General features: G+C 72.4%; 22 protein-coding genes. 13 read left to right on the forward strand and 9 right to left on the reverse strand.

Features of this window, described 5'->3' with window-relative positions; genetic code table 11:
- Positions 1 to 94 precede the first annotated feature (94 nt).
- The 3 genes from AC3DEV_RS12010 to AC3DEV_RS12020 are packed head-to-tail and all read right to left on the reverse strand — an operon-like array spanning position 95 to position 3,089.
- Positions 95 to 1,036 (reverse strand): alpha/beta hydrolase, encoded by a 942-nt coding sequence (locus AC3DEV_RS12010; protein ID WP_488372255.1) that lies wholly within the window; start codon positions 1,034 to 1,036, stop codon positions 95 to 97.
- Positions 1,033 to 1,686 (reverse strand): TetR/AcrR family transcriptional regulator, encoded by a 654-nt coding sequence (locus tag AC3DEV_RS12015; protein WP_488372256.1) that lies wholly within the window; start codon positions 1,684 to 1,686, stop codon positions 1,033 to 1,035. Before AC3DEV_RS12015 ends, AC3DEV_RS12010 begins: the two co-directional genes overlap by 4 nt.
- A complete protein-coding gene (locus AC3DEV_RS12020) occupies positions 1,683 to 3,089 on the reverse strand; it encodes a flavin-containing monooxygenase (protein ID WP_488372257.1) in 1,407 nt (468 codons plus the stop codon). Before AC3DEV_RS12020 ends, AC3DEV_RS12015 begins: the two co-directional genes overlap by 4 nt.
- 220 nt (positions 3,090 to 3,309) lie before the next feature.
- Here AC3DEV_RS12020 and AC3DEV_RS12025 point away from each other — a divergent pair, with 220 nt between their 5' ends.
- From AC3DEV_RS12025 to AC3DEV_RS12045, 5 genes are all read left to right on the forward strand, one after another.
- Entirely contained in the window at positions 3,310 to 4,065 is a 756-nt protein-coding gene (locus tag AC3DEV_RS12025; protein WP_488372313.1) for an SDR family NAD(P)-dependent oxidoreductase, read from the forward strand.
- Positions 4,062 to 4,958 carry an SDR family NAD(P)-dependent oxidoreductase gene (locus AC3DEV_RS12030; protein ID WP_268092948.1) on the forward strand — a complete coding sequence of 299 codons (897 nt, stop codon included), beginning with the start codon at positions 4,062 to 4,064 and terminating at the stop codon, positions 4,956 to 4,958. Before AC3DEV_RS12025 ends, AC3DEV_RS12030 begins: the two co-directional genes overlap by 4 nt.
- 25 nt (positions 4,959 to 4,983) lie before the next feature.
- Complete coding sequence (locus AC3DEV_RS12035) at positions 4,984 to 6,189, forward strand: LLM class flavin-dependent oxidoreductase (protein ID WP_488372258.1); 1,206 nt, start codon at positions 4,984 to 4,986, stop codon at positions 6,187 to 6,189.
- An 88-nt stretch (positions 6,190 to 6,277) separates the two neighbouring features.
- Entirely contained in the window at positions 6,278 to 6,613 is a 336-nt protein-coding gene (locus AC3DEV_RS12040; RefSeq protein WP_488372259.1) for a thiamine-binding protein, read from the forward strand.
- The gene (locus tag AC3DEV_RS12045; RefSeq protein WP_488372260.1) at positions 6,610 to 7,038 is read left to right on the forward strand and encodes a hypothetical protein; all 429 of its coding nucleotides are present in this window, start codon (positions 6,610 to 6,612) and stop codon (positions 7,036 to 7,038) included. Before AC3DEV_RS12040 ends, AC3DEV_RS12045 begins: the two co-directional genes overlap by 4 nt.
- Before the next feature lie 19 nt (positions 7,039 to 7,057).
- Here the strand turns inward: AC3DEV_RS12045 and AC3DEV_RS12050 are convergent, their stop codons facing one another.
- The gene (locus AC3DEV_RS12050; RefSeq protein WP_488372261.1) at positions 7,058 to 8,086 is read right to left on the reverse strand and encodes an esterase/lipase family protein; all 1,029 of its coding nucleotides are present in this window, start codon (positions 8,084 to 8,086) and stop codon (positions 7,058 to 7,060) included.
- Between the two features lie 171 nt (positions 8,087 to 8,257).
- On the opposite strand from AC3DEV_RS12050, the gene AC3DEV_RS12055 reads away from it, so the two are divergent.
- From AC3DEV_RS12055 to AC3DEV_RS12070, 4 genes are read left to right on the forward strand one after another with little or no spacing between them, the layout of a single operon-like run.
- Positions 8,258 to 8,851, forward strand: coding sequence for an RNA polymerase sigma factor (locus AC3DEV_RS12055; protein WP_488372262.1), 594 nt, complete (start codon positions 8,258 to 8,260; stop codon positions 8,849 to 8,851).
- A complete protein-coding gene (locus AC3DEV_RS12060; RefSeq protein ID WP_488372263.1) occupies positions 8,848 to 9,513 on the forward strand; it encodes a methylated-DNA--[protein]-cysteine S-methyltransferase in 666 nt (221 codons plus the stop codon). The genes AC3DEV_RS12055 and AC3DEV_RS12060 overlap by 4 nt, the downstream gene beginning before the upstream one ends.
- Entirely contained in the window at positions 9,510 to 10,241 is a 732-nt protein-coding gene (locus AC3DEV_RS12065) for a LysE family translocator (protein ID WP_488372264.1), read from the forward strand. Before AC3DEV_RS12060 ends, AC3DEV_RS12065 begins: the two co-directional genes overlap by 4 nt.
- A gap of 26 nt (positions 10,242 to 10,267) precedes the next feature.
- The gene (locus AC3DEV_RS12070; RefSeq protein ID WP_313314311.1) at positions 10,268 to 11,449 is read left to right on the forward strand and encodes an MFS transporter; all 1,182 of its coding nucleotides are present in this window, start codon (positions 10,268 to 10,270) and stop codon (positions 11,447 to 11,449) included.
- Positions 11,450 to 11,464: 15 nt separating this feature from the next.
- Here the strand turns inward: AC3DEV_RS12070 and ppc are convergent, their stop codons facing one another.
- Positions 11,465 to 14,326 (reverse strand): phosphoenolpyruvate carboxylase, encoded by a 2,862-nt coding sequence (gene ppc / locus AC3DEV_RS12075; protein ID WP_488372265.1) that lies wholly within the window; start codon positions 14,324 to 14,326, stop codon positions 11,465 to 11,467.
- Positions 14,327 to 14,421: 95 nt separating this feature from the next.
- Here ppc and AC3DEV_RS12080 point away from each other — a divergent pair, with 95 nt between their 5' ends.
- Positions 14,422 to 14,871, forward strand: a complete 450-nt coding sequence (locus AC3DEV_RS12080) for a DUF4870 domain-containing protein (RefSeq protein WP_132062302.1) — start codon at positions 14,422 to 14,424, stop codon at positions 14,869 to 14,871.
- A gap of 43 nt (positions 14,872 to 14,914) precedes the next feature.
- On the opposite strand, the gene AC3DEV_RS12085 is transcribed toward AC3DEV_RS12080, so the two are convergent.
- Positions 14,915 to 16,642, reverse strand: coding sequence for an AMP-binding protein (locus AC3DEV_RS12085; RefSeq protein WP_488372266.1), 1,728 nt, complete (start codon positions 16,640 to 16,642; stop codon positions 14,915 to 14,917).
- 175 nt (positions 16,643 to 16,817) lie between these two features.
- On the opposite strand from AC3DEV_RS12085, the gene AC3DEV_RS12090 reads away from it, so the two are divergent.
- Entirely contained in the window at positions 16,818 to 17,672 is an 855-nt protein-coding gene (locus tag AC3DEV_RS12090) for a tyrosine-protein phosphatase (RefSeq protein WP_163375208.1), read from the forward strand.
- Positions 17,673 to 17,703: 31 nt separating this feature from the next.
- Here AC3DEV_RS12090 and AC3DEV_RS12095 read toward each other — a convergent pair whose 3' ends face one another.
- Entirely contained in the window at positions 17,704 to 18,057 is a 354-nt protein-coding gene (locus tag AC3DEV_RS12095) for a hypothetical protein (RefSeq protein ID WP_488372267.1), read from the reverse strand.
- A gap of 252 nt (positions 18,058 to 18,309) precedes the next feature.
- Between AC3DEV_RS12095 and AC3DEV_RS12100 the strand changes: the two genes are divergently transcribed.
- Positions 18,310 to 19,452 carry a DNA gyrase subunit A gene (locus AC3DEV_RS12100; protein ID WP_488372268.1) on the forward strand — a complete coding sequence of 381 codons (1,143 nt, stop codon included), beginning with the start codon at positions 18,310 to 18,312 and terminating at the stop codon, positions 19,450 to 19,452.
- A gap of 50 nt (positions 19,453 to 19,502) precedes the next feature.
- Here AC3DEV_RS12100 and AC3DEV_RS12105 read toward each other — a convergent pair whose 3' ends face one another.
- Both AC3DEV_RS12105 and AC3DEV_RS12110 read right to left on the reverse strand, forming a co-directional pair.
- Positions 19,503 to 22,943 carry a UvrD-helicase domain-containing protein gene (locus AC3DEV_RS12105; protein WP_488372269.1) on the reverse strand — a complete coding sequence of 1,147 codons (3,441 nt, stop codon included), beginning with the start codon at positions 22,941 to 22,943 and terminating at the stop codon, positions 19,503 to 19,505.
- Entirely contained in the window at positions 22,940 to 25,864 is a 2,925-nt protein-coding gene (locus AC3DEV_RS12110; protein ID WP_240341204.1) for a PD-(D/E)XK nuclease family protein, read from the reverse strand. Before AC3DEV_RS12110 ends, AC3DEV_RS12105 begins: the two co-directional genes overlap by 4 nt.
- A gap of 238 nt (positions 25,865 to 26,102) precedes the next feature.
- On the opposite strand from AC3DEV_RS12110, the gene AC3DEV_RS12115 reads away from it, so the two are divergent.
- Positions 26,103 to 26,675 (forward strand): hypothetical protein, encoded by a 573-nt coding sequence (locus tag AC3DEV_RS12115; protein ID WP_488372270.1) that lies wholly within the window; start codon positions 26,103 to 26,105, stop codon positions 26,673 to 26,675.
- Positions 26,676 to 26,758: the final 83 nt, after the last annotated feature.

Genomic DNA, 26,758 nt, shown 5'->3' on the forward strand with positions numbered 1-26,758 from the left:
CAATATAGGCCGACCTCTATGACATGTCAACAACCCCGGGAAAGTCGCCCGTGGGACCGTGCGCCGACACCGCCGACGCACGTGTCGCCGCAGGTCAGCCCACGTGCCTCTCGAGGAAGTGCAGCGCGTGCTCGACGGCCCGGTCGTGGCACGGCCGGCCGGCGAAGAGGTCGAAGTGGTCGCCCGGGTAGTGCCGGACCTCGGCGCGCGCGGCGAAGGCGGCCGTCGCGGCGGCGTGCGGTGGGGCGCTGCGGTCGAGGTCGGCGATCTGGACCAGCACGGGGACGACGACGAGGTCTTCCGCGTGCCGGCCGGGCCGGAACGAGCCCAGCTCGGTGCCGATGGAGGCGCCCACCTCGTTCCGCCAGGTCGGCCCGGCGACCGAGGTGTAGGCCTCCTCGTACCCGTCCAGGGACAACAGTGCGGCCGACCCGGGCGGGCCGACCAAGGGGAGCAGCGGTTCGGGGCGTCCCGTCGCCGCCACGGCCTTGGCGGCGATCGCGGTCCCCGTCGCCCGCAGGAGCGAGGCGGGCGTGTGCTGGCGGGCCGCGGCCAGTGCGGCGGCCCGCCCGTCGACCAGGGGGATCATGGAGATGACGGCCGCGATGTCGTCGCGGCCCCGGGCCACCTCCAGGACGTGACCGCCCGCGAGGGAGCAGCCCCACAGCACGATGCGCGTCGGGTCGACGCCGGGTTGGGCGGCCGCGGCGGCGATGGCGGCCCGGTAGTCGTCCTGCTGGCGGGCGGGGGAGACGACCTGGCGGGGCTGGCCGTCGGAGCGCCCGAAGCCTCGGTAATCGAAGGCGAGCGCGGCGTACCCGGCGGCCGCGAACGCCTCCGCGAACGGCATGAGGCCGGAGTCCGCGGTACCGCCCAGCCCGTGGGCCAGCACCACGCAGGGGCTGCCCGCCTCGCTGGCCCGGGCGGCGTCACCGGCGCTCTCCGCCCCGCCGGCGGCGGGCAGGAACCAGCCGCGACACTCGGCGGCGTCCGGCCCCGATCCGGACCGGAAGACGATGTCGACGGGGCTGGTCATGCGGTTCTCCCTGGGTCTGCCGCGGCGTCCACCGCGGGGTCGGGTCGGCCGTACACCGAGCGGACCCACATGTCGGTGGCGACGGTGAGCAGCGGCTCGCGGGGGCCGTCGGTGTCGTAGGCCAGCTGCTCGAGCACGGTCTCGTTGATGTGGATCAGCCCCACCGCGAGTGCCTCGGGATCCACGCCGTCCGGCGCCCGACCGGCCAGCCGCTCGGTGCGCAGGAACTCGGCGATCGGGGCGGCCAGCGTCCGGCGACCCTCGTTCCACAGCGCGCGGGTCTGTTCGTGCTTGCTGCGGGCGGTGAGCAGGGCCCGGTAGATGTGGGCGTTCTCCAACACGCGATCGGTGAGCTTCTCGAGGGCCCCGGCCACGCGCGTGCGGAAGTCTCCCTCGCCGCCCACGATCGTCTCGACCGCGGCCAGGGCCTCGTCCTGCACGGCGGCGAGCAGGACGCCCACGGCGGCAGCCTTGGAGTCGAAGTAGAAGTAGAACGCGGACCTGGTGATCCCCGCGGAGACGGTGAGGTCGGCCACCGAGATGTCGTCCAGTGCCGTGGTGCGCAGCCGGTCGTCGAGCGCGGCGAGCAGGGCCTCGCGGCGCCGGTCGCCGCGCGGGGAGGTGGTCGCCGAGGGGGCGGCCGGCGTCATGCCGTCACCCGGGCACGGAGGGCGGCGCCGCGCTCGCGGGCGCGCTCGAGGCCGTGGGGGATCTCCCGGGTGCGCAGGTCGCGTTCGTAGAGGAAGTAGTCGACCTGCTGCTGGTGGCGGGGTGTGTCGAGCATGTGGCCGATGTACTTCTTCTCGTCCTCCACGATCACCCGCTCCATCTCCGCCACCGGCGGGGTGCGGTACAGCCCGGCCGCCCACGCCGCCACCAGGCGGGCCTGCGCCTCGACGAACGGGAACAGGGTCGGGGTGGACTGGGCGAAGCCGACAAAGGCGAGGTCCTCGATGCCCGGGGTGAACATCCGCTTGTAGAGCGGGACGTGGTTGTGGGCGTCGGCGCTGAGGAACTCCCGGTCGAAGAACGGGAACGTGGTGTTGTACCCGGTGGCCTGGATGATCACGTCGAACTCGCCGCTGGTCCCGTCCTCGAAGTGCACGATCCGGCCGTCCAGTCGGGCGATGTCCCCCTTGGCGACGACGTCCCCGGACCCCAGCCGCAGCGGCAGTTCGACGGACTGCGTGGGGTGGGCCTCGAAGAACTTGTGGTTGGGGGTCGGCAGGCCGTACTCCTCCGGCCGGCCGGCCGACATCGGCTGCATCGCCTGGATGGCCTTGCGCTGCCAGGAGTACGGGATGTAGGGGAAGGTCGCGAAGTACTTGTCGGCCGGCTTGCCGGCGATGTACTTGGGCACGATCCACGCACCCGACCGGGTGGACAGCGTCACCTCGTTGCGCATGACCTTGGACGACAGTTCCACCACGATGTCCGCGGCGCTGTTGCCGAGGCCCACCACGAGGATCTTCTTGTCCATGAGGTGCAGCGGATCCCACGGGTCGACGTAGGCGTGGGAGTGGATCATCTCCCCGGTGAACTCGCCGGGGAAATCGGCGAAGCGCGGGTCCCAGTGGTGCCCGTTGCCCACCACGAGCCCGTCGAAGTGGAGCGTCTCGGTCTCGCCGGACCCGCCCGTGCCGCCGGCCCCGGCCTGTGCGGCCGACCCGGTGCGCGACGTGGTCAGTTCCCACCCGCCGTCCGGCAGGCGCTCGGCATGCTCGACCCGCGTCTCGAACTCGATCGCCGGCAGCAGGCCGAACGCCTCGGCGTAGTCGTCCAGGTACTGCTTGATCTGGCTGTGGTGGGGGAAGTCCGGGAACTCCTCCGGCATCGGGAAGTCCCGGAAGCTCAGCTGGTGCTTGGACGTGTCGATGTGCAGCGAGCGGTAGGCACTCGAGTTGCCGTTGGGGTTGTCGAACGCCCAGTTCCCGCCGATCCGGTCCGACGCCTCGAAGCACACCGCGTCAATCCCGTAGTCGCGGAGCATCTTCAGCGTCGTCAGGCCGCTGATGCCCGCGCCGATCACGGCGATTGTGCAGGTCGATGTCATGCGAACCCCTTCGGCGGATCCCTCGGCGAGGCAGACTCGCCGACAAGAAAGCTATGGCGCGGATCACACTATGGCCCGTGTTGACGGTCGTCAACAGCTTCCTCCGGCCCGGCGGACCACCCCGTCGAGGCCGGCCGTCAACCCTACTGGAGGCCCCGTGGACCCGGATCGCACACACGTCCCCACCCCTGACCGCGACAGTTCCTCGGACGGTTCCGAAGTGGCCGCCCGCGGCCGCTCCGCCGTCGTGGTGGGCGGGGCGTCGGGGATCGGGTGGGCCACCGCCCGCGCTCTCGCCGCCGGGGGGTGGCAGGTCACGATCGGGGACCTCGACGCCGAGGCGGCCGCCGCCCGCGCCGCCGAACTCGGCCCGGCGCACCGGGCGTGCGCCGTCGACGTGACCGACGAGGCGGCGGTCGAGGCGCTGTTCGCCGGGACCGCCCCGGATCTGGTGGTCACGACCGCCGGCGTCAGCACGCTGGGCCTGGTGACGGACCACGACGCCGCGGAGTTCCGCCGGGTCGTCGATGTGTGTCTGACCGGCGCGTTCCTGGTGTTCAAGCACGGCGGCCGGGCGGTCCGGGACGGCGGGTCCATGGTCGCGATCGCCTCCCTCAACGCGCGGCAGCCCGGCCGGGGGATGGCGGCCTACTGTGCCGCCAAGGCGGGCCTGGTGATGCTCGCCCAGGTCGCGGCCCTCGAGCTGGGCGAGCGCGGGGTGCGGGTCAACACCGTCTCGCCGGGCTTCCTCGTCACCCCGCTCACCGAGCCCGTCCTGCAGATCCCCGGCCTGGCCGAGGAGTACGCCGAGAACTCCGCGATCGCCCACCGGGGGACAGCCGAGGACGTCGCAAGCGCCGTGCTCCACCTCGCCGCAGCGGACTGGATGACGGGGGAGGACCTGGCGATCGACGGTGGCGCCCAGCTGCGCCGCTACCCGGACGTGCTCGGGCTGGCGACCAGGGCTTTCTCGTGACCGCGCCCAGGTCGGTGACCGCCCTCCGCGGCCCGCGGCTGGCCGGGGCGTCGGCCGTCGTCACCGGCGGCGGGTCCGGGATCGGCGCGGCCCTCTGCCGCGCCCTCGTGGCGGCCGGTGCGCACGTGGTGGTGGCGGACATCGACCTCGCCGCCGCGCGTCGGGTCGCCGAGGAGGTGACGACGACGAGGTCCGGCCCCGGCGCCGGGTCGGCAGGGGCGGGGAGTGCCGAACCGGCGCACCTCGACGTCACCGATGCCGCCGCGGTGGCCGCCCTCGTCGAGGAGGTGGTCTCCACCCGGGGCGGGCTGGACCTGATGTTCGCCAACGCCGGCATCACCTGGGGTGGCGACACCGACAAGCTCACCCTGAAGCAGTGGAACGCGATCATCGACGTCAACGTCCGTGGGGTGGTCCACTGCGTGCACGCCGCGTACCCGCACATGATCGACCGCGGGGCCGGGGCGATCGTGCTCACCGCGTCGATGGGCGGGTTGTGCCCGGCGGGGCTCATCACCAGCTACGCGATGACCAAGCACGCGGTCGTCGGGCTCGGGCTGTCCCTGCGCGCCGAGGCCGCCGGTCACGGGGTCGGCGTGACCGTGGTGTGCCCGGCGGCCGTGGACACCGCGATCCTCGACAAGGGTGAACTCGACGGCTTCGACGGTCGGCACTTCTACCTCGACGGCCAGGGGGTGCGGCGTCCGCTGGACCCGGACCGGCTGGCGGCGAGCGTGCTCGACGGCGTCGCCCGCAACCGTGCTCTCGTGATCGAGCCCGCCCGCGCCCGGGCCACGTGGCGGCTGCAGCGACTCGCGCCCGGGGTGATGGACCGGATGATCGCCCGGTACGTCCGCGCCTCCCGCGCCCGGGCGGCACACCCCGCCATGTAGATGACGGATCAACTATGATGACCGCATGAACTCGTCAGCCTCCGCACACGACCCCGCGACGCCCACCTCGTCGTCGTCGCCCTCCACCCACGACGCCACCCACGGTGACCCCTCCACCCAGGATGTCGCCTTCGGTCTCGACACCTTCGGCGACGTCACCGTCGACCGCGGCGGTCGGCCCGTCCACCACGCGCAGGTCCTGCGCGACGTCGTGGAGCAGGCCGTCCTGGCCGACCAGGTGGGGGTCGACGCGTTCGGCATCGGCGAGCACCACCGCCCCGACTTCGCCGTCTCCGCCCCGGACGTCCTGCTGGCCGGCATCGCCACCCGCACCGAGCGCATCACGCTGGGCTCGGCGGTCACGGTCCTCTCGAGTGATGACCCCATCCGCGTCTTCCAGCGCTTCGCCACCATCGACGCCCTGTCGAACGGGCGGGCCGAGGTCGTGCTGGGCCGTGGGTCGTTCACCGAGTCGTTCCCGCTGTTCGGCCTCGATCTCGCCCGGTACGAGCAGCTGTTCAGCGAGAAGCTCGACCTGTTCGCCGCGCTGCTGCCCGAGGGGCCGGTGACGTGGTCCGGTGGGCTGCGTCCGCCGCTGGTCGACCAGCACGTCTACCCCAAGACCGAGCACGGGCTGAACGCGTGGATCGCCGTCGGCGGCAGCCCGGAATCCGTGGTGCGCGCGGCCCGCTACCGGATGCCGCTCATGCTCGCGATCATCGGCGGCCCCGCCGGCCGGTTCGCGCCCTTCGCCGACCTGTATCGCGAGGCCAATGCCCAGTTCGCGGGCGCCGGGTCGGCCGGTGGGGGAACGGCCGGTGGGGGAGCGGCCGCGCCGCGCCTGCCGATCGCCGTGCACTCGCCCGGGTTCGTCGCCGAGACCGACGCCCGGGCCGCCGAGCTGTCCGCGCGCCACTGGCTGGTCAACCGCAACCAGATCGGCCGCGAGCGCGGCTGGGGCGACGCGACCGAAGCCGACTTCCACCGCGAGGTCCGATCGGGCGCCATGTACGTCGGGTCCCCCGAGACGGTCGCGCAGAAGATCGCCACCACCGTCCGCACGCTGGGCCTGGACCGCTTCGACCTCAAGTACGCCAGCGGCCCGACCCCGCACGACGACCTCATGACCTCCATCGACCTCTACGGCCGCAAGGTCATCCCGCGCGTGCGGGAGTTGCTCGCCGAGGCCGGGTACACCGCGGGTGTGCCGCAGACGGTCTCGAGGGTGTGACGGTGGCGTGTGACGTGGGTCTGTGACCCAGGTATCGCCGGGGCCCGCCGATCTGCACGACGGGGCCCGGCGGGATTACGGTGATGCCATGCTGTTCGCGTTCTCCGTCGCCCCCACGTCCACCGCGGACGACTCGGCATCCATGAGTCGCGCGGTCGCGGAAGCGGTCCGCGTGGTCCGCGACTCCGGCCTGCCGTACGAGACCACCTCGATGTTCACCACCATCGAGGGCGAGTGGGACGAGGTCGTGCCCGTCATCCGCGCCGCCACGGACGCCGTGCTGGCCGTGGCACCGCGCGTGAGCCTGGTGCTCAAGGCGGACCTGCGGCCCGGCCGGTCGGGGGAGCTGCGCGGCAAGGTGGAGCGGGTGGAGCGACTCCTCGCGGACGGCCGGGAGTCTGACGACGAGGGGGGCCGCGCGTGACCTCTCCCCACCCGTCGAACTGGATCGCGGACCGGGCGGAGTCGGCCATCGACCACGTGGCGCGGTCACGCAGCCGGGCGGCGGTGGCGTACGTCGCGGCCACCGTGCTCGGCGGGCTCGGTGCGCTCGTGGTGGTGGCGACGCAGGTGCTCTCCGGCCGGGCCGCGATGTTGGACGTGCTGTTGTGGCTCGCGCTGGCGGTCATGCTGTTCGGCGCCGCGGCGCACCGCTGGTGGCTCGGCGGGCGCAACGAGGAACGCTCCCGCCGGATCGCGGCGTCGATCCGCCCCGAGCAGATCGCCGCGGCGATGCGCGGTTCCTCCGGGGAGATCGACGCGGTGCGCCGCCTGCGGGTCGCCCACCCCGGCCTCGGGCTGCGTGACGCCTACGAGCTCTACCAGCACCACTCCCGCGAGCTGCGCTGACGCCGCTGGGCCCGGCCGCTCAGCACCCCCCGGCGCCGCCGAGGGCCCCGGCGACGATCGCGTGCGTGCGCGCGTCGACGGCCATCCCCCCGTGCGAGTTCGGTCGGCCCCCGCACGCGTCCTCGGGCACGACCCACCGCACGCCCGGACCGGGGACGAAGCTGCGCTCGGGCGGGAGCAGGTGGTCGCCGCGCGTGGCGATGAGCGTGTAGCCGACGCCGGGCAGGAACGGGGTGCGGTCGAGCCCGTACCAGGCGGCGATCAGCGGGCTGCCCGGGGACAGTTCGGCCAGTCCCCGCAGGTTCGCGGCCCACAGGCCCAGGGCCGCGACCTCGCGCGGCAGCTGGTGCGGGATGAGGCCGCTGTTGTCGGCGCCCCAGTACCCGCCCACGGAGACCACGCGGTTCACCGCGCCCGGCCGGAGCACCTTGGTGGTGTACCCGGCGATCGCGGCGCCCTGCGAGTAACCGACCAGGTCCACCTGCTCGGCCCCGGTCACCGCGCGCACGTGGTCGATCACCCCGGCCAGTTGCGGTCCCGATGCGGCGACGATCGAGTCGAGCCCGCCGCGCGCCGGGTTGCCCGCGTAGGCGCCGAGGGTCGGGGCGATCACGCAGAAGCCCTGCCGGCGTAGCGGGTCGCCGAGGCGCGGCATCGTGTCGGCCCCGTTGTCGAAGGTCCCGTGGACGAGGATCACCGGCCGCGGATGCGCCACGGTGGGTCGGCAGGTCACGGGCGCGGCCGCGGCGGCGGGCGGACCGGGATCGCCGATCGGCCCGTTGATCCCGTTCAGGGCCTCGGTGACGTACGGCCCCAGCTCGCCGGTGGGGTCGAGGTCGCGCAGGTAGTCGCCGAGCGGGCCGAGCTGGACCTGCGCCCGGGCCGCCGGCGTGACCCGGTCCGCGACCCGGTCCGGCACCGGGCCCGCCCCGGTGGCGACGGGGATCGCCAGCACGAGCGCGGCGAGCGCGCCGGCCAGTCTCGCGCGGCGCGTGCGGCGCGCCGGGCGGCGGCCGGCCGGGCGTGAGGGCGTGCGGGAACCGAGCATTTCAGACCCCCCGGGGCGTGACGGTCAGACCAGTATGCGTCCCGGACTCAGCGAGGGGAACCGCTGCGCCTCACGAAACCGGCGCGCCGCGCGACTACCCGGTGACCATCGCGCGCACCGTCTCCGGGGCGCCCGCACCCGGCAGCTTCGACGAGGGCAGGATCGACACACATGAGGGCAGCGTTCGACGCCGCGGTGGACCGCCACGGTCCCACCGTGCTGCGGGTGTGCCGCGCGGTGCTCGGCCCGGGCCCCGACGCCGACGACGCCTGGTCCGAGACGTTCCTCTCGGCACTGAGGGCGTGGCCCGGGCTGCCCGACGACACCGACGTCGAGGCCTGGCTCGTCCGGGTCGCGCACCGCCGGGCGGTGGACGTGGTGCGGCGTTCGGTCCGGGAGGCCGCACCGAGCGGGGCCGCCGACGACGTCGCCGTTCTCGACGCCCGCACACCACGTCCCGGGGGCGCGCGGGGAGCGACGGGGGTCGACGACGACGAGGCCGGCGATCCGCGGGTCTGGGATGCGGTCGCCGCCCTGCCCACCCGGCAGCGCATCTGTGTGGCCTACCGGTATCTGGGCGGGCTCCGCTATGCCGAGATCGCCGGACTCGCCGGCGGCACCGAGGCGGCGGCCCGGCGCGCGGCCGCGGACGGGATCGCCCGCCTGCGCACGACGCTCGGACCGCACAGTCACCTCGACCCGCACCGTCCCCTCGAACCGCGCCGTGCTCTCGAACCGCACCGTCCCACGGAGGAGATGTCATGACCGACCCGATGCACGATCCGGCAGCGGACGACCCGGCAGCGCCCGATCCGGAGATCACGGAGGTCGACGTGGCGTCGATCCTGCGGTCCGCCCCCGCGGACACGACCCGACTGCGGGAGCGCCTGGCCCGCGACGCCGAGTGCGAGGGCCTCGTCGACGTGGCGTACCGCACCGTCGACTCGCCGATCGGTGGGCTGCTGTTGGCCGCGTCCCCGGCCGGGTTGGTGTACGTGGCGTTCGAGGTGGAGGATTCCGGGGTGGTCCTCGAGATGTTGGCCGACCGCGTCGGACCCCGGATCCTCGGCGCGCCTTCGGGGTCGCCGGTGCTCGACGCGGCCGCGGCCCAGATCGACCAGTACCTCGACGGCCGCCGCCGCGAGTTCGACCTGCCCCTCGACACCCGCCTCGCCCGCGGGTTCCGTGGTGAGGTCCAACAGCATCTGGCCAGGGTCGGCTACGGGCGGACCGCGACCTACCGCGAGATCGCCGCCGACCTCGACCGGCCCGGCGCCGTCCGCGCGGTGGGCACGGCCTGCGCGACCAATCCGCTGCCGCTGGTGTGGCCGTGTCACCGGATCCTGCGCTCGGACGGCGGGCTCGGCGGCTACCGGGGCGGGCTCGCGGCCAAGCAGCGGCTCCTCGAGATGGAATCGGCGGCGTGACCGCGGCGCAGCTCCTCGGCCTGTTCGGTGTCTGGGCGATCGCGGTGGTCTCGCCGGGGCCCGACGTCGTCGTCGTCCTCCAACGTGCCCTCGCCGGACGGCGTCAGGGTCTCGCCACCGCGCTGGGGATCGTCACCGGCCTGACGGTGTGGCTCGCGGCCGCGTTCGCCGGAGTCGCGACCCTCGTGCGCGTGTACCCGCAGGTCATGACGGGTCTCCAGGTCGCCGGCGGACTGCTACTGGCGACCCTGGGCGTGCTCGGCCTGCGCGGCTGGTGGCGCTCGCGCGGGGCCACCCCGCCCTCGGCCACCGCCGAGCCCACCACCGCCGCACCCGCCACCACCGCCCCGCCCTCGGATCCGCTACTCGGAATCGGGATCCGCTACCCGGATTCGGATAGCGGATCCCAAATCGGCGTAGCGGATCTGGTGCCGCGGGCGGACTTCACCCGCGGCTTGGTCACCAACCTCGCCAACCCCAAGGCCCTGGTGTTCTTCGGCGCGGTGCTCACCCCGTTCCTGCGCGAGGAGGTCTCGCCGGCGTGGTCGGTGGCCCTGGTCGCCGGGATGATTGGGGTCGCGCTCGCCTGGTTCGCCGGTCTCGCGCTGGTGGCCTCGCACCGAGTGGTCAACGAGCGGGTCGGACGGCTGCTGCCGTGGGTCGATGTCGTGGCCAGCACACTGTTCGTGGTGGTGGGGGTGGCGTTCGTGGTCACCGCGCTCGCGTAGGGCGCACGCGGGCTAGGTTCTGCTCCATGGATTCTCAGGTGGACCGTCGCAGCTGGGTGCGCGTGGCCCTCGCGGTGTTCGCGGTGGGCTGGGGCGCCAACCAGTTCGCCCCGCTGCTGCATCTGTACCGCGCCGAGCTGGGACTGTCGCAGTCCAGCGTCACCGCGATCTTCAGCGTCTACATCGTCGGCCTCCTGCCCACCCTGCTGGTGGCCGGCCGGTGGTCCGACCGCAACGGCCGCCGTGTGCTCATGCGGCCCGTCCTGGTCCTCTCGTTGCTGGCGACGCTGTTCATGCTGCTGGGGCCGCAGGATTCTCTGTGGCTGTACCTGGGTCGGTTCCTCGCCGGGCTGGCATCCGGGGCAGCGTTCGGGGCCGGCAGCGCCTGGGTCCGCGAGCTCTCCGCCGGTGGGCCACCCGGCACCGGTGCGCGGCGCGCGGCCATCGCGCTGACCGGCGGGTTCGGACTCAGCGGCCTGGCGGCGGGCATGGTCGGGGAGTTCGCCCCCGCCCCGCTGTTCTCGGCGTACCTTCCGCATCTGATCCTCGGCACGATCGCGCTGGTCGCGGCGTGGGGCGCCGCGGACCCGTACGAGCCACACGACGGGCCCGAGGTCGCCCCGCTCATCCCCGCCACGGCCGGCACCCGCCGGTTCCTCCTCGGGGTCGCGCCGTGGGCCCCGCTGGTGTTCGGCTGCGCCAGCATGTCGTTCGCGGTGCTCGCCGACCTGCTGGGCGGGGACGCCTTCGGCCGGCCCACCCTGTACGCCGGCGTCATGGTGGGCGTCACGCTCGGCGCCGGGGTGCTGGTCCAACCCGCCGTCCGCAGGATCGCGGCCGCGTCACCACCATCCCGGCCGCCGGTCATGGGACTCGCCGCCGCCTCGCTCGGGATGGCCGCCGGGGCGCTGCTGGCCGCATCGCCCGCACTCCCCGGCCGGGCCCTGTGGCTGCTGCCCGTCGCGGTCCTGCTCGGCGTGGGATACGCCACGCTGCTGGTGGCGGGGCTGGTCGAGGTCGAGCTGCAGTCCGGACCGCGGGACCACGCCGGGCTCGTGGCCGTGTTCTACGTCCTGGCCTACCTCGGGATGGCCACGCCGTACGTGCTCGCCGAGCTCTCGCGCGCCGGCGGTCCGGTGCCGTGGATCGCCGGGCTGGCGGTGGTGTGCGCGCTGCTCATCCCGCTCACCCAACGCCAGCTGCGCTAGCCGGCACGTCGAGGGTCACCCCGAGTTGCGCAGGGCCGTGGCCAGGCCGTTCATGGTCAGCTGGATGCCGGTTCGCACCGCCGGGTCGGAGTCCCCGGCGCGGTAGCGGCGCAGCAGCTCGACCTGCAGCACGTTGAGCGGTTCGAGGTAGGGGAAGCGGTTGCGCACCGAGCGGGCCAGCGCCGGGTTGTCGTCCAACAGCGTTTCCTGCCCCGTGATCTCCAGCAGCATCTCGCGGGTCAGGTCGAACTCGTCGGTGAGCACCCCGTGGATCCGCCGACCCACCTCGGCGTCCGGGACGAGTTCGGCGTAGCGGCCGGCCAGGCCCATGTCCGCCTTGGCCATCACCTGCGCCATGTTGGACAGGGTCGTGCGCAGGAACGGCCAGTCGTCGTTCAGCCGTCGGAGCGTGGCCAGTCTCTCCCCGGCCGCCGCCTCGCCCTCGGCGTCGACCCACTGCCGCAGTGCGGTGCCCACGCCGAACCAGCCCGGCAACATCACCCTCGACTGCGACCACGACAGCACCCACGGGATCGCCCGCAGATCCTCGACGCTCGACGTCTGCTTGCGGGAGGACGGCCTGGACCCGATGTTGAGTTCCCCGATCTCCGCGACCGGGGTGGAGGTGGTGAAGTACTCGATGAACCCCGGGTCGTCGTGCACGAGCGACGCGTACGCCGCCCGCCCGAGCCGCGCGAGCTCGGCCATCACCCCGTACGCCTCGCCGGCCCGGTCGCCCAGCCCCTCGACGTCGAGCAACGAGGCCTCCAGGGTCGCCGCCACCAGCGCCTCGAGGTTGCGGCGGGCCCGCCGCGGCTCGGAGTACTTGGCCGAGATGACCTCGCCCTGCTCGGTGATCCGCAGCGCGCCCTGCACCGCGCCCGGAGGCTGGGCCAGGATCGCCTCGTAGGAGTTACCGCCGCCCCGTCCGACGGCGCCACCGCGGCCGTGGAAGTAGCGCAGGTGCACGCCCGCCCGGGTCGCCGCCTCGGCGAGGTCGCGTTCAGCCTGGTAGAGCGCCCAGTTGGCGGCCAGATAGCCGCCGTCCTTGTTGGAGTCCGAGTACCCGAGCATCACCTCCAGCACGTCGCCCTGCGCCCGGACCAGCGCCCGGAACTGCGGGATCGCGAGCGCAGCGTCGAGGATGTCCGGCCCCGCCGCCAGGTCGTCGATCGTCTCCAGCAGCGGGATCAGCCGCACGCTCGAGCGCGGCTCGGCCGGGTCACCCGAGAACAATCCGACCTCGCGCAGCAGCACCGCCGGCTCGAGCAGGTCGGAGACCGTCCCGCACATGGACACGATGTAGTGCGGCACCACCTCCGGGCCGAGCAGGTCCACGGCCGCGGCGGCCGCCCGCATCACCCCGAGTTCCTTGGCCGCCAGCTCCGACAGTTCCGCGCGCGGACCGAGCAGCGGCCGGTCGTGCGAGAGCTCGCGCAGCAGCAGCTCCACACGGGCGTTCTCGTCCAGCGCCGAGTAGTCCTCGCTCACCCCGGCCAGGGCGAACAGCTCGGTGAGCACCTCCTCGTGCGACTCCGAGTTCTGCCGCATGTCGAGCGCCTGCAGGTGGAACCCGAACGTCCGTACCGCCCACCGCAGGTCCCGCAGACGCGGCGACCGCGCCAGCTCGCCACCGCAGGACCCGAGCGCGGCGTCGATGACATCCAGATCGGTCAGCATCTCCGCCGGGGAGGTGTAGGCCTCGTCGTCGTCGTGACCGATCGCGTCCGGCGACGATCCGGGTGACGACGACGAGGACCTCACCCGCGCGGCGAGCCGACGGCGGACCACCCGCACGGCGCGGCGGAACGGCACGTCCTCGCGCGCGGCGGCGAGCTCCCCGTCCGTCTCCACCAGCGAGTCCGCGAGGTCGCTGAGCCCGGTGGGCACGTCCACGACCCGCCGCGAGAGGGGCAGCTCCCGCTCGAGCAGCCGCAGCTCCTCCGTGTAGTGGCGGTGCAGTAGCGCGGCGGCCTGCTCGGTGGCGAAGCGCACCACGTCGCCGGTGACGTACGGGTTGCCGTCGCGGTCCCCGCCGATCCACGAGCCGGGGCGGACGACGGGGCGGTCGCCGGAGCCGAGACGGTCGGCGATCTCCGCGTTGAGCGGCGGGATCACGTCGATGAGCGTGGCCTCGTGGTACTGCAGGCCGCCCAGGACCTCGTCTTCGATCCGGGGGCGCTGGCTGCGGATGATCGCCGTCTGCCACAGCGTGAGCACCTGCCGGCGGATGTCCTGCTCCACCTGCTCGAGCTCGGCATCGGTGACGCGGTCCCGGTGCCCCGCCTCGTCCGACCCCGTGCGCAGGGCGTCGCGGCGGCGCATGAGGTCCAGCACCCGTCGGGTGATCTCGAAGACCGAGCGCCGGCGGGTCTCGGTGGGGTGCGCCGTGAGTACGGGCGCCACCCGGGCCGTCGCGCGCACCGCCTCCAGCCTCGCGGGCTCTGGTTCGTTCTCGGCCAGTCGCGCCCAGGACGCCTCAAGATCCCCGTCCGGCGGCGGCTCGCCCGCAGCGGTGTGGATGCGGCGACGGCGCTCCTGGTGGAGGTCCTCGGCGACGTTGGCCAGCAGCGCGAACAGGGAGAACGCCCGGATGACGGGGATCATCTCGGTGGCGGGCACATCGGTGAACAGGGCCGCCACCTCGTCGCGGTCGGCCTCCGAGCGGCGGACGGCGAACGCGGTGCGCCGGGCGGTCTCCACCAGGTCGAAGATCTTCCCGCCCGCCTGGTCGCGCACCGTGTCGCCGAGCACGGCTCCGAGGAAACGCACGTCGTCGCGCAGGGGCCGCACGGCGTCGTCGAGCCGCTCGGAATCGTCCGGCTCGGTCACGCCCGAGGCGGTGGCGGGCACGTCGGATCTGATGGGATCGGCCATGGCTGCCACAGTAGGCGCGCCGTGTGACATCCGCGTGACCGAAGACCCGGGACATCCCCGATGCGCGGATCCCTTCCGGCGAGGACACTGGAGGCATGACCCAGCAGCCCGGCTACCACCAGTACGGCGACCACCAGTTCGGACAGAGCGGGTACGGCGACCCCCGGTACGGGAACCAGCCCCCGGCCGTCGGCCCGGACGACCGCACCCCCGCGGCACTGGCGCACGCGTCCAGCCTCATCGCGATGGCGCTCTCGGCCGGGTGGCTGTCGTTCGTCGGCCCGCTCGTGATGTGGCTGATCTACAAGGACCGCAGCCCGTTCGTCCGCCAGGCCGCCGCCGGGTCGTTCAACTTCAACCTCGGCCTGTGGATCATGAGCATCGTGGGCTGGATCTTCATCCTCACGGTGATCGGCCTGCCCATCGGCCTCATCCTGCTCGCGGTGTCCTTCCTCGCGCAGATCATCGGCCACGTCATCGGCACCGTTCGTGCGACCCAGGGGCGGACGATCAACTACCCGTTCCAGCTGCGCGTCCTGCGCTGAGCGCGCTCCCCGGCCAGCGGCCGAGCCCTCACGCCACCCGCCGTCACACCCCCACGGGCCGGCGCCCGTGGAGCTCGTACTCGGTGAGCAGGGCCTCGCGGTCGGCGTCGGTGAGCGGCCGGTAGACGTCGTCGTCGCCCGCCGCGCCGCCACGCAGGTAGACCTCGCCGGGCTCGATCCAGGACTCGCGTCGCAGGCTGGGCTTGGAGATCTTCCGCGTGGCGGTGACCGGCATCTCGGTCATGACGCGCACGAACCGCGGCGCCCACTTGGTGCCCATGTCGGGCTGGGTGCGGCAGAACTCGGAGAACGCGTCGGCGTCGAACTCCACGCCGGGTTCGAGCTGGATGGCGGCCATGACCTGGTCGCCGGTGCGCGGGTCCGGGACCGGGTAGACGGCCACGACGAGCACGCCGGGGAACCGGTCGAGGATGCGCTCGACGGGCCCGGCGGAGAAGTTCTCGCTGTCCACGCGGATCCTGTCACCGGAGCGGCCGGCGAAGTAGAAGTACCCGTCCGCGTCGCGGTAGCCCAGGTCACCGGTGTGGAAGACCTCGCCGACGTTGCGTTCGGCGGTGGCCTCGGGGTTGCGGTAGTAACCCTCGAACAGCTTTGCGCCGGTGACGTTGCAGATCTCGCCGATCGCCTCGCCGGCGTTGACCAGGCCGCCGTTGGCATCGAACTCGGCCCTGGGGCATTCGTTCTCATCCGCGTCGAGGATCGCGACGTCCATGTAGGCGCCGGCCACGCCGAGCGCGCCGGGCGGGGTGTCCTCGGTGTGGCTGATCACCACGCCGCCCTCGCTGCTGCCGTACGACTCGAGCGGGGTCACACCGAAGCGGCGCTCGAACTCGGTCCGGTCGTGGACGGAGGCCTCGGTGCCGAAGACGACCCGCAGGCGCGTCTGCTTCTCCTCGGGCACCTCGGGCTGGGCGAGGATGTACGACAGTGACCGGCCGACGTAGTTGAAGTAGCTGGCGTTAAACCGCAGCACGTCGGGCAGGAACCCCGAGGCGGAGAACTTGCGGCGCATCGCGAAGGTGCAGCCGACGTACGCGGACGGGGCGAACGCGGCGAAGAGGGCGTTGCCGTGGAACAGGGGCATCGCGCTGTAGGCCACGTCGTCGCGGACGAGGCCCCGGTAGTTGATGGTGCCCATCATGGCCATGCGGCCGGTCGAGCACATGACGGCCTTGGGGGCGCCGGTCGAGCCGGAGGTGAACAGCAGGGCCAGCAGGGTGTGGGGGTCGCGGGCGCTCTCCGGGTGCAGTCGGGGCTCGGCGCCGGCGTGATCGGCGAGCAGGCCGCGCCACTTGTCGGAGTCGATGTCGAACTGCGCGGCGACGCCGGTGTCGAGGCCCTCGAGCAGGGCGGTGCCGTCGGCGTCGGTGACGATCACGTCGCAGTCCACGCCCCGGATGTCGGAGGCGAGTTCGGCGCCGCGCCGGGTGGGGTTGATGCCGACGATGGTCACGCCCGCGAGCGCCGCCCCGCACAGGGTGAACAGGTACTCGGGCACGTTCTCCAGGAGGATGCCCACGTGGAGGTGCTTGTAGGGGTCGGGTCGGTCCGCGTACGAGTCGGGGTGCTCCTCCGCCCAGCCGCGCAGGATCTCCGCGCGGACGGCGGCCTCGGCCACGAACTCGCGCCAGGTCCACGCGGAGTCCTCGAACAGCAGTCCCGGGTGGTCGTCGGTGGAACGCTCGATGAGGATTTCGCCGAACGTGGCGTGCTGCATGTCGTGCCCGGGATTGAACGCTGCTGTGGTCATGAGATCGGACACTAGGCGACCGGGCCCCGTCGCACAGGCGAAACGGCCAGCAACATTGACAGGTGTCAGCCTCGGTGGTCACCGGCCCACTCGGTGGGCGTGTCCGGCCGGCATCGGGTAGGAACGAGGCGACGGCGCGCCACGTGGGCGCGCGGGGATCGAACAGGGGCGTGGGATGGTCGGCGAACACGGCGGGAACGTCGACGTGGACGAGGGTGTCGTCCGGGGATCCGACGACGACGAGGTCGGCCTCGACCGGGACGGATTCGTCGTCAGCGATGTCCGACTCACCAGCGTCCACAATTTCCGGGACGTGGCCGGCCCGGGCTACGCACTCCGTCCGTCCGGGTCGATGGCCCGCGGTCTCGTCTACCGGTCCACGACCCTCGCGGTGGGCGACGACGACCTCGCGGTGCTCGAGAAACTCGGCGTCTCGACCGTCGTCGACCTGCGCACCGGCGCCGAGATCGACAAGCAGCCCGACGTCGTCCCCGCCGGGGCCGAGTACCTGCCGATCGACGTGCTGGGCGGGCACACCTCGGCGGCGACCCTCAGTGCGTCCGGCCTGGCCGGGGCCGAGGAGGCGCGGCGCGAGATGGCCGCGACATACGAGCGGTTCGTGGTGGGTGATCACGAGCGGCGGGCGTTCGGTCGGGCCGTCCACGCCCTGGCCGTGTCGTCCGGCCCGGCGATCGTGCACTGCACGGCGGGCAAGGACCGCACCGGGTGGGTCTCGGCGCTGGTGCAGTTGGTCGCCGGTGTCCGGGAGGAGGATGTGATCGCGGATTACCTGCTCACGCGGGAGATGTCCGCGGACTTCGTCTCCTCCATCCGTACCTACGTGCAGGCGGAGATGCCCGACAAGCTCGAGGCGATAGAGGTGCTCATCGGCGTCGAGGAGGCCAACCTCCGCCGCTCCCTGGATGCGTTGGCCCGCGAGTTCGGTGACGCGCGGCGATACCTCGTGGAGGGCGCGGGGGTGGAGGAGGCGGCTGTCGACGAGTTGTCCGCGCGGTTCAGGCGGGGCTGACCAGGATAGGGATGGCTCAGTCGGCGATGGTTCAGGCGGCGATGACCAGCGCGCCGACGACGCCGCCGAACCCGATCGCCTGGAGCGTGACCGCGATCGTCCGCCCGAGTTCGGTGCGGGCCGCCGCGTGGACCCGGGGGCCGGCCAGCGTGACCGCGAAGACCATGACGATGGCCGCGACCGCGGTGAGCGAGCCGGCCAGCCTGGACGCCACCCCGTAGACCGCGGCGACGCCGAGCAGTCCGCCCGCCAGGACGGCGATGATCGTCGTCAGTGGCGCCGGGAGGACGGTGGCGTGGGTGACGCCAGGCATGGTGTCGACGTCCGAGTGCGCCGTGCCGGTGTCGTCCGGCTGACGTTCCTCGAGCATCAGGGTTTTGCGCATGCCTCGGACCCTACGCACTGATCCCGTCGTGGACCTCGGTCAATCCTGAGGGTTCGATTGTCCCGCCATCGGCACTGGTCAGAGCGCCGCCCGCGCGCGGAGAGATGGGTCACATGCGGCCTGCCGCAGGCGCTTCCGGCGGTCTCCGCATAGTGCTGGTCCTGGAACCGCCATGGGAGCGCGGGCGGGCGTAGGATTCCCGCGGATCTGAGGGGGCGAATGTCTGGTTCGTCGACGAGAAGGGGGGTTGTCGTGGGCGCTGCGCGTGCCGTCGGAGGATGGTTCGAACCCGGTGACGACATCGGGCGGTCCTGGGACGAGGCGGAGGCGATCCTCCGGGCCTGCGAGGACCTCGACGGGGTGATGGCGGCCATCCGCGACGCCGAGTCGCCGGTCGAGGCGCGCCGGGCGCTCAAGTTCGGCTTCGGTTTCACCGGTCGGCAGGCCGCGCTGCTCCTCACCCTGCCGGTCATGGCGTTCACCCGCTCGGAACGCAGGCGGATGGACGAGGGCCGACGCGCTCGGATGGACCTGTTGGCCGACGTCACCGGCTTTCTGCCCGCCATCCCCGACGAGCCGTCCCCGCCCCCACCGGCCCCGCTGCGGACCGTGCCTCCGGCCGCCGAGGAGGACTGGGTCGCCGGTGGCGGGTGGAGCGAGGAGTTCGACGGCGCTCTCGCGCGCATCAGTTCCGCAATGGGGGAGTCCCGGACCGCCCCCGATTCCGAGCCTCACCCGGACCCGCCGGCGTCGGGTACCGGCGGCCGGTCGGCTGGTGGTCGCCGGTCGATGGTGGGGCAGGACGACGCCTCGGCGGTGCTCGACGAGCAGATCGGCGAACTGGCCGACGCCCTCGCGGAGCTCCTTCGGGTGGCCCCGGTCGTCGCCAGCGACGGCGCACCGTGTACAGACGATCCCCGGTGGTCCGCGAGTTCGTCGGGCGCTCTACTGGACAGGTGCGGCGTCGACGACGCCACCGGGATCCGCACCATGTTGTGGCACCTGCGCAGGACGGGCCTCGATGCGGTAGAGGGGCTGTTCCCGTTCGCGGAGCCACTCACGGCGGCGCAGGGGTTCGACGTGCAGGCGGCGAGGTTCGAGCAGGCGATGGGGGCCGGCACCCTCGGGTCTGAGCCGGGTGGTGACGCGACGTGGGCGGGTCGGTTGTGGCCGTTCGCCGAGCGCAGCGGGTTCGGCTACGCGGTGTCGTACCGCGCCGGTCGCGACGCCGGCTCGGTGTGGGCGTACGGCGGGGGCCAGCCCCTTCACCGGATGTGGGATTCGGTCGTGGATCTGCTGGTCGAGCTCTACCAGGCCTTCACGGTGGGCGCCCCGTGCGACTCGGCACTCGCCGCGGTCGCGGACGGCCGCGTGGTGTGGAGCAACCTGGGCTGACCTTGTCTGGGCTCCGCCCCCGCGGGGCCCCGCCCCGCAGGGCCGTGTCGTCAGCCCAGGTCGCGGGCCACCACCGTCGGGCGGGCCCCGCGGCAGAAGACCAGCTCGATCCTCCCCACCGTCTTTCCGGTGGTGCCACCGAGCAGCTCGGCGTAGGCGCACAACTGGAGCAGGTACTCGTCAACGGTGTCCACCGTGACGGCGACGTCGGTCTTGTAGTCGACGATCGTCAACGAGCCGTCGGCTTCCTCCATCACGAGATCGACGACCCCGTCCACCGCGACCGTCGTCCCATCCGCGGTGCTCAGCGGCCCCGCCACGGGTAGCTCGGCCCAGTGGGTGCGAGTCGCCGCCCGCCGGACGGGCTCGGAGGTCAGTGCGGTTCGCGCGACGGAAACCATCTCCGCGACGGCCTCCGGGTTCCGGCTCCCGCGCAGGGCGCCCCCCAACCCGAGGGCGACTAGTTGGTCCGCCGCCCATCGCTCCCAGTCCGCGATCGAGGAGTCGCGGTCGGCGGTCGGCCCGAGCAGGCGGCTCAGGTCCGTGTACTCGGCCAGGTAGTGCACGGCGGTACCGACGTCCGGCCCGGAGGCGAGCGGGGTGCCCCGCGGTGCGGGCGGCAACTCGTCCGGTCGCGTCGGGGCCGGGCTGAACCGGTCGCGCAACGCGGCAGCCAGCCGTTCGGGAAGTGGGCGCGGTTCTCGGGCCTCGTCGTCGCGTGCGTCGTCGCCGGTGCCGTCGGAGGCACTCTCGGCTTCCGGGTGCACGATCCGGGTCGCCGACCAGCCCGCGCGCTCGGCGGACCTGGCAGAGATCCGCCGGCTGCGTTCCACCCATTCCGCTTCGTCGGGCACGTCCACGGCGGGCGCGGCGGCAACCTCGAGCAGGTTCTCGCCGTACTCGACCAGATCGGGCGCATCGGCGTCTTCGATGACGGAGCCGAGGAGTGTCCCCCACAGGCCGGCCTTGGGTCTTCCGTCGGTGTTGAGGGCGTAGCCATGGCCGGAGACCGCGAGGCGGCTCTGCGCGCGGGTCGTGGCTACGTAGAGAAGCCGGATCCGTTCGGCGCGGGCGTGCTGTTTCTCCAGATCGGCGGCTGGTGTGTACCCGGGATCGCGGACGGCAGCGGAGAACGACACGGCCGGCCGGGGAGTCTCGTCGTCGGTCCACAGGAGCCGGCCCTGACCGTTCGGCCAGCCCCGACTCATCCCGGCCACGATGACCATCGGGTACTCCAGGCCTTTTGAGGCGTGGATGGTGTTGATGCGTACGGCGTCCACCCCGATCTCGGGGATGGCGGCTTCGGGGACGCGGGCGTCCTCCGCGGTCAGCGTCAATGCCCAGTCGGCGTAATCCCGCAGGTCGGCACGCGCGGGGTCGGTGGCGGACTCCTCCCATTGCCATGCGTGCTCGATCACGAACCGGATCCGCCGCCACAGGTCGCGCCGGCGCGGAGATTCGGCGACGGACTCGAAGACCATGCGGTCGTGAACGAGCCTCTCCAACAGCTCGCCGGGGCGCCGGGTGTCGCGGGACAGGGCCGAGAGGTAGCCCATCGCCTCGGCGACGGGCGACGCCTCGAGGTCCGTGGGTGCCGGTGCGCCGGGAGCCCAGGTGCCACCGGCGGCGCGCCAACGCAGGAGGTCGTCGTCACCGCAGCCGAACAGCGGTGACCTCAGCGCGCCCACGAGGGAGGCCTCGTCGGCGGTGTTGGCCACGGCGCGAACGGCCAGGAGAAGGTCGCGGATCTCAGGTGTCCCGTAGACGATCGACGAGGCCTCGGTGCGGTAGTCGATCCCGGCGTGGTCGAGGCAGGTCTCGAGCATGGGCAGGGACCCGCGTGACGGCAGGAGGATCGCGATGTCGGCCAGTCGCAGCGGGGTCTGCCCACCTTCTTTGGACTCGTGGGTCCAGCTTTCCCGGATGGCGGTGGCGATCACCCTCGCCACATCGGAGGCCTCGGTCCAGTGGCGTTCGGTGGCTTCCTTCGAGTCGGGTGGGCAGTGCTCGGGAACGTCCTCCGTGCGGAAGATGAACGGTCGCGGCCCGTGGGCGGGGTCGTGCTCGGGCCGGCTCGGTGCGGGTTCGAGATCCCGGTACTCGGGTTGGATGCCGTCGGAGGCGGTGAGTACCTCTGAGAACACCTCGTTGACCCAGTTGAGGACCGGACGTGAACAACGGAAGTTCGTGCTGAGTCGCTCGATCTCGACCCCGCCCACGTTGTCGGCGCCACCCCGGGCGCGGAGATAGGTGGCGATGTCGGCACGCCGGAACCGGTAGATGGACTGCTTGGGGTCGCCGACGGTGAAGAGCCGGCCGGGTTCGGGTCCGGAGCCGTCGGTTGCGGTGGTCAGCAGTTCGGCGATGTCCAGCTGTATGGGGTCGGTGTCCTGGAACTCGTCGATGAGGATCCGTTGGTAGCGTGCCCGGACCCGCTCGCGGACCGTCGGGTTCTGCAGTAGTTCGCGCGCGAGGACGAGCTGATCGTGGAACTGCAGGGTGCCGTGGCGGCGGCGGTCGGCGGCGTGTCGTCGGACCACGGGGATGAGGGCGTCGAGCACCACCGCGATGCGTGGACGCCAGTGCTCGACGAGGATCGCCTCGCATACGGAGGAGAGTTGCTTGATCTCCTCTTTGATCTCCTTGACCACGTCGGTCCCGCCCCAGCTCGCGCCCTTGCCGCCGCGACCTGCCTTGACCGGATCTCCCAGGAGTTCCATCCAGGAGGGTGACGCGGTCGGGTCCGTGGCGGCGTCCTGCAGGTTCGCCAGCCAGGTCTCGTGGTCGTCGAGGACGGCGTAGAGCTTGTCCGTCTCGTCCTGGCAGGAGTCCCGCCACCCGACGATCGATCCGACGGCAGCGACCACCTCGGCCAGATCCGGCGACACGGGCAGGTCCGCGACGTCCGGGTACAGGGGATCGGTGGGCAGGCGGTCCCAGTCACGGTGCAGTGCCTCGACCACCTCGCGGAACGCGTGGGCATTCACGCCGGCGTCGAGCATGTCGTCGACTGCCTGCGCCAGATTGCCTGATCGAGTGGCGGTCGGGCCGCTGCCGAACAGGAGGGTGGCGGACTCCTGCCACAGGGCTTCGACGGCGGTGGCCTCTGCGGTGTCCTGTTGGACGGTGACCCTCGGCGGGATCCCCGCCTCGAGGGGATTCTCCGAGAGCAGCCGCAGGGCGAAGGAATGCAGCGTGCCGATCGCGGCGGTGTCGAGGCCCGCCAGTGCGGCATCAGCCCGGTGGTCGCCCTTGGCGCGCAGGTCGACCAGTGTCACGCGGAGCCGGTCGCGTAGCTCGGCGGCCGCCTTCTCGGTGAAGGTGATCGCTGCGATTCGGTCGACGGGCACGGCGTCGTCCAACAGGAGCGTGCTGAGCCGGCTGACCAGGGCATGGGTCTTTCCGGTCCCGGCGCCGGCCTCCACGAAGAGCGTGGCGGAGGTGTCTGTTTCCACGCGGAGACGGGCGGCCCGGTCGGGGAGGTGGCTCATGTGGTCGTCTCCGATTCGTTCTCGGTCGGGTCGGCGGCGACGAGGCCGGCGAATGCGGGATGGGACGCGATCGGTACCTGCTGGGACAGCTGCTCCCAGGCGCGGTCGAGCTCCGTGCCCCCGATGAGCTTGGCCAGGTCACGGGACGACCCTCGCCCGCCCTTGAGAGGGAACCAGCCCCGCTGGAGGGCGTCCACCAGATTGCCCACGTCCTCACGGACCTTGGCCATGACGTCGACGGTGATGTCGAGGGAGATCTGCTCGAACTCCCCGCGCTCGGTGCAGTACCAGTACCGCACCTCGCGAACCGGGAGGTCGTGGGATGCCTCGGCGGCCGCGGCGTAGAGCGGCAACTGGAATCGCGTGCCGGAGATGGTGGGATCATCCTCGGTCGGCCGGTCTTCTGACTCCGGTGGCTTCCCGGTCTTGTAGTCGGTGACCCGCTGGGCGTCTCCGCGCTCATCGAGCCGGTCGATGGACCCGGCGAGGAGGACCGATGTCGCGCCGCGGGAGGTGGTCACCTCGAACGGGATCTGGACCACCGAGCCGTCGGGGGCCTGTCGGCCGAACCCGAGCTCGGTAGCGGCTGGGGCCCACCCCGCCTCGAAGTCCACCTCATCCTCCGAGAACCACCGGTCCAGCTCGGCTCCGAGCAGGATCTCCCTTCGGCGCCACAACGAGGCCACGAGGCCCGGCGAGGTCGCGATGGCGGCCTCGCATTCGCTGCGAAGCGCTCTCATGAGCAGGTCGCGGTCCGGGCCGGACCCGGTCTCCAGCCGATCGGAGATGTAGCGCTGGAGGATCGAATGGACCAGGTCGCCGTAGTCGCGCAGGTCCATTTCGATATCTGCAGCCGGGTCGTCGAGCGTTCGGACCCGCAACACCGTGGAGAGGAAGAACAGGTAGGGACTCTGTGCCCAATCCTCCAGCCTCGTGGGCGAGAGCGGATGGTCGAGGAAGGTGAGCAGGTCGGCAGCCGACGAGACGTCGCCGGTGAACCGCGTGAACCGGCCACGCCGACGGTCCTGACGCATCTCGTGGGCGCGGACCAGCAGATCAGGGGCATCCGCCCGAGCCAGCCACCCGTGGGCGGAGAGGTCCCGGATCCGCAGTTCGGCGAGGGTGGCCGGGTCCGAACCGAGGGCGGTCGGCGGGGTGAGCACGCCGTCGACGAACGAGGGCACTGCGGTGACGGCCGGGCATCCGTCGACGTCCTGCTGCCACTTGGTGGCGCGAACGGACTTCCGGGCGAGTCGGGACAGGGTGGGCAGCAGCCAGCGGGACGGGATCCGGTCGCCGCCGCCTCGCATCGACCCACGGGGGAACGAACACATGCGGTGCTCGGAGCCGGCGGTCAGCGCCAGCTGGAGAACCCGGTACCGCTCGTCGAGTCGTTCGGAGGAGGGGGGCTCGACCGCGCCCTCGGGGACGAGCGGGTCGGGCTTGTGCAGGACCGGGAGCAATCCCTCCGCCATTCCCACGACGCAGACGGTGTCCAGATCGCGACCCACGGCGTCGTCGATCGGCCCCAGGGCGACCCCGGCGCCCTCCTCGCCGACACGGTCACCGATCGCGTCCAGTCGCGTGGCGACCGCACCCACGACGCGATCCCGGGTGATCGCCGGCGCGATCGTATCCAGATCGCCTAGGGAACCGAGCACCGCGAGCACGGCGGCCCGGTCGGGGGCCTGACGGAACAGTGAGGCGACGAGACCTGTCACAGCCCGTGTGGCCTCCGTCCAGGTACGCGCGGCGTCGACGGCAGCGAGTCCGGAACGGATGTTTCGGATCAGGCGCAGCAGCGCGGCAGCGGCGGCCCGTTCGGACTCGGCGAGGGCCTCAGGCTCGGCCTGCAGATACTCGGCCAGTCGCTCCCAGTCGCCGGCACCGATGACGGGGAAGCGCGTCCGGGTGAGGATCTCGAGCCGCCGGGACGAGACGGCGGCGCCGTCGTCGTCGAACGGGGCGATCGCACCTTCGGCGATGATCGAGAGGAGATCGGCGCGGGGCATCCGGTCGGCATCCAGGCCCAGCAGCCGCACGATCGTACGGCCGGCGGGGGAGCGGCCGAGTGCCGCGTCGGAGGGGCCGTAGACGGTGATCCCGGCTTCCGCGAAGGCTCGGTGGAGAAGCCGCAAGTAGGGGTCCGGTGAGGGGTAGTAGACACCGATTTGGTAGCCGGGGACCCCGTCTGCGAGACGCGAGCGGACGAATCGGACCACTGCGCGCACCTCGTCATCGGAATCCGACGCGTGGAGCACGTGGGTGCCGGTGACCGCCTTCCCGGTGCCGGGCTCGGCGGCGGAGGCGAGATGGTCCGATCCGGTGCCGGGAAGAGGGGAGATACCGCGCTGATCCAGCGCGGCCCGCAGCCTGCGCTCGGCCTGAGTCCCGCGCAACGGTGCGGCGAGCACGATCCGGCCCAGCTCGTCCAGACGCTTCAGCGCGATGCCCACGGCCTCGAACTGCGTGTAGTACGCGGCACCTGTCATCGCGTGGACCTCGTCGGCCAGCCGGAGGACCTCCGAGTGCAAGCGGGTCTGCGCGCCGACCGACCCCGGCTCGACGGTCCCGAGCCGCAGGCAGGCCTGGGCCACAGCCTGCCCCGTGACGGGCTCGGCGGCGACCGACTCGAGGTACCCCGGGTCGGCGTCCAACGCCTTCTCGACGGCGGCGGCTAGGAGCGGGAACGGGAGTGCGGCCCTCGGTGCCAGTGCGGGAGCCGAGAGCTCGCTGATCACCTGGGAGGCGGTCCGCACCGCCACGTTGACCGAGCCACCACTGAGCGCCAACGCCCGGACGAGGTCCCGGACCGCACCGAACGAGGGCACGAGGACGGTGATGCGGCCGAGGGGGTCGGTACCGCGGAGGCGGTGCACCTCGGCGGCGAGGGCGGTGGGATGAGCCTGGGATCCGGTCACACCGCCATGGTGCCCCACGGGTCCGACAACCCCGGGGTGGACGGTCTCTCATCACCGCTGACGGCGTCGGACCCTGCTGCTACCGTCCGGTCAGGCCGGCCCACCCGGGGCAGCGGAAGGCGAGGGGGCACCGCCGATGTCGTACGGATGGGACAACGGGTCGGAAGGGCCGCGGCCATCGCAGGGATGGCAGGGAGTCGGGTATCAGGCCGGCGGACAGCGGGGGAGCTCGGGCGCGGTGGTCGCCCTCATTGCGGTCCTGTCGATTCTGGCGCTGGCCCTGCTCGGAGCGATCGGCTATCTCGTTCTGCGTCCGGGGGGCGTGTCCGGCGACGGGGCGGGGCAGGTGGTGGCGGGCTCCTCGTCGTCGTCCACATCCACCGCGTCCTCGCCGCCGCCGGTGACGGAGACCGCCTACACAACCGCGCCGGAGCGCGAGACCGTCACGGTCACCCGCGAGGTACCTGCAGCCCGGTCGCCGCGGACCGCCGGGTATCCCGCCGGCGCGGACTCCTCCGGCTGGATCGACAACTCCCAGTCACGGTGCAACGCCGGCGATCCGGCGGAGATGATCGGCCGCACCACCCAGGCCTCGTTCTCGATCTGCATCAATCCGGACAACGGCCGGTACTACTATCGCGGCTCGTCCGGCGGGGCTGGGGTGGAGATCGACGATCCGGGGATCTCCGGTGGTTCGGCCATGGTCGCCAGCAACGACGTCCTGTACTCGATCGACTCGTCGGGAATGCAGATCTACCAGGGAGGGGAGCTGATCTCCAGCCAACCGATGGTCGCCTTCTGGTCCGAATGAGCAGCGGCGTCAGGCACCTGGCCACGGACGCTTCCCCCTTGGGGGCGGGGCGGTGGAGGGCGAGTCCGTGAGTTCCGCTAATG

This window comes from Dietzia sp. IBK-p2-15D, assembly GCF_057773105.1.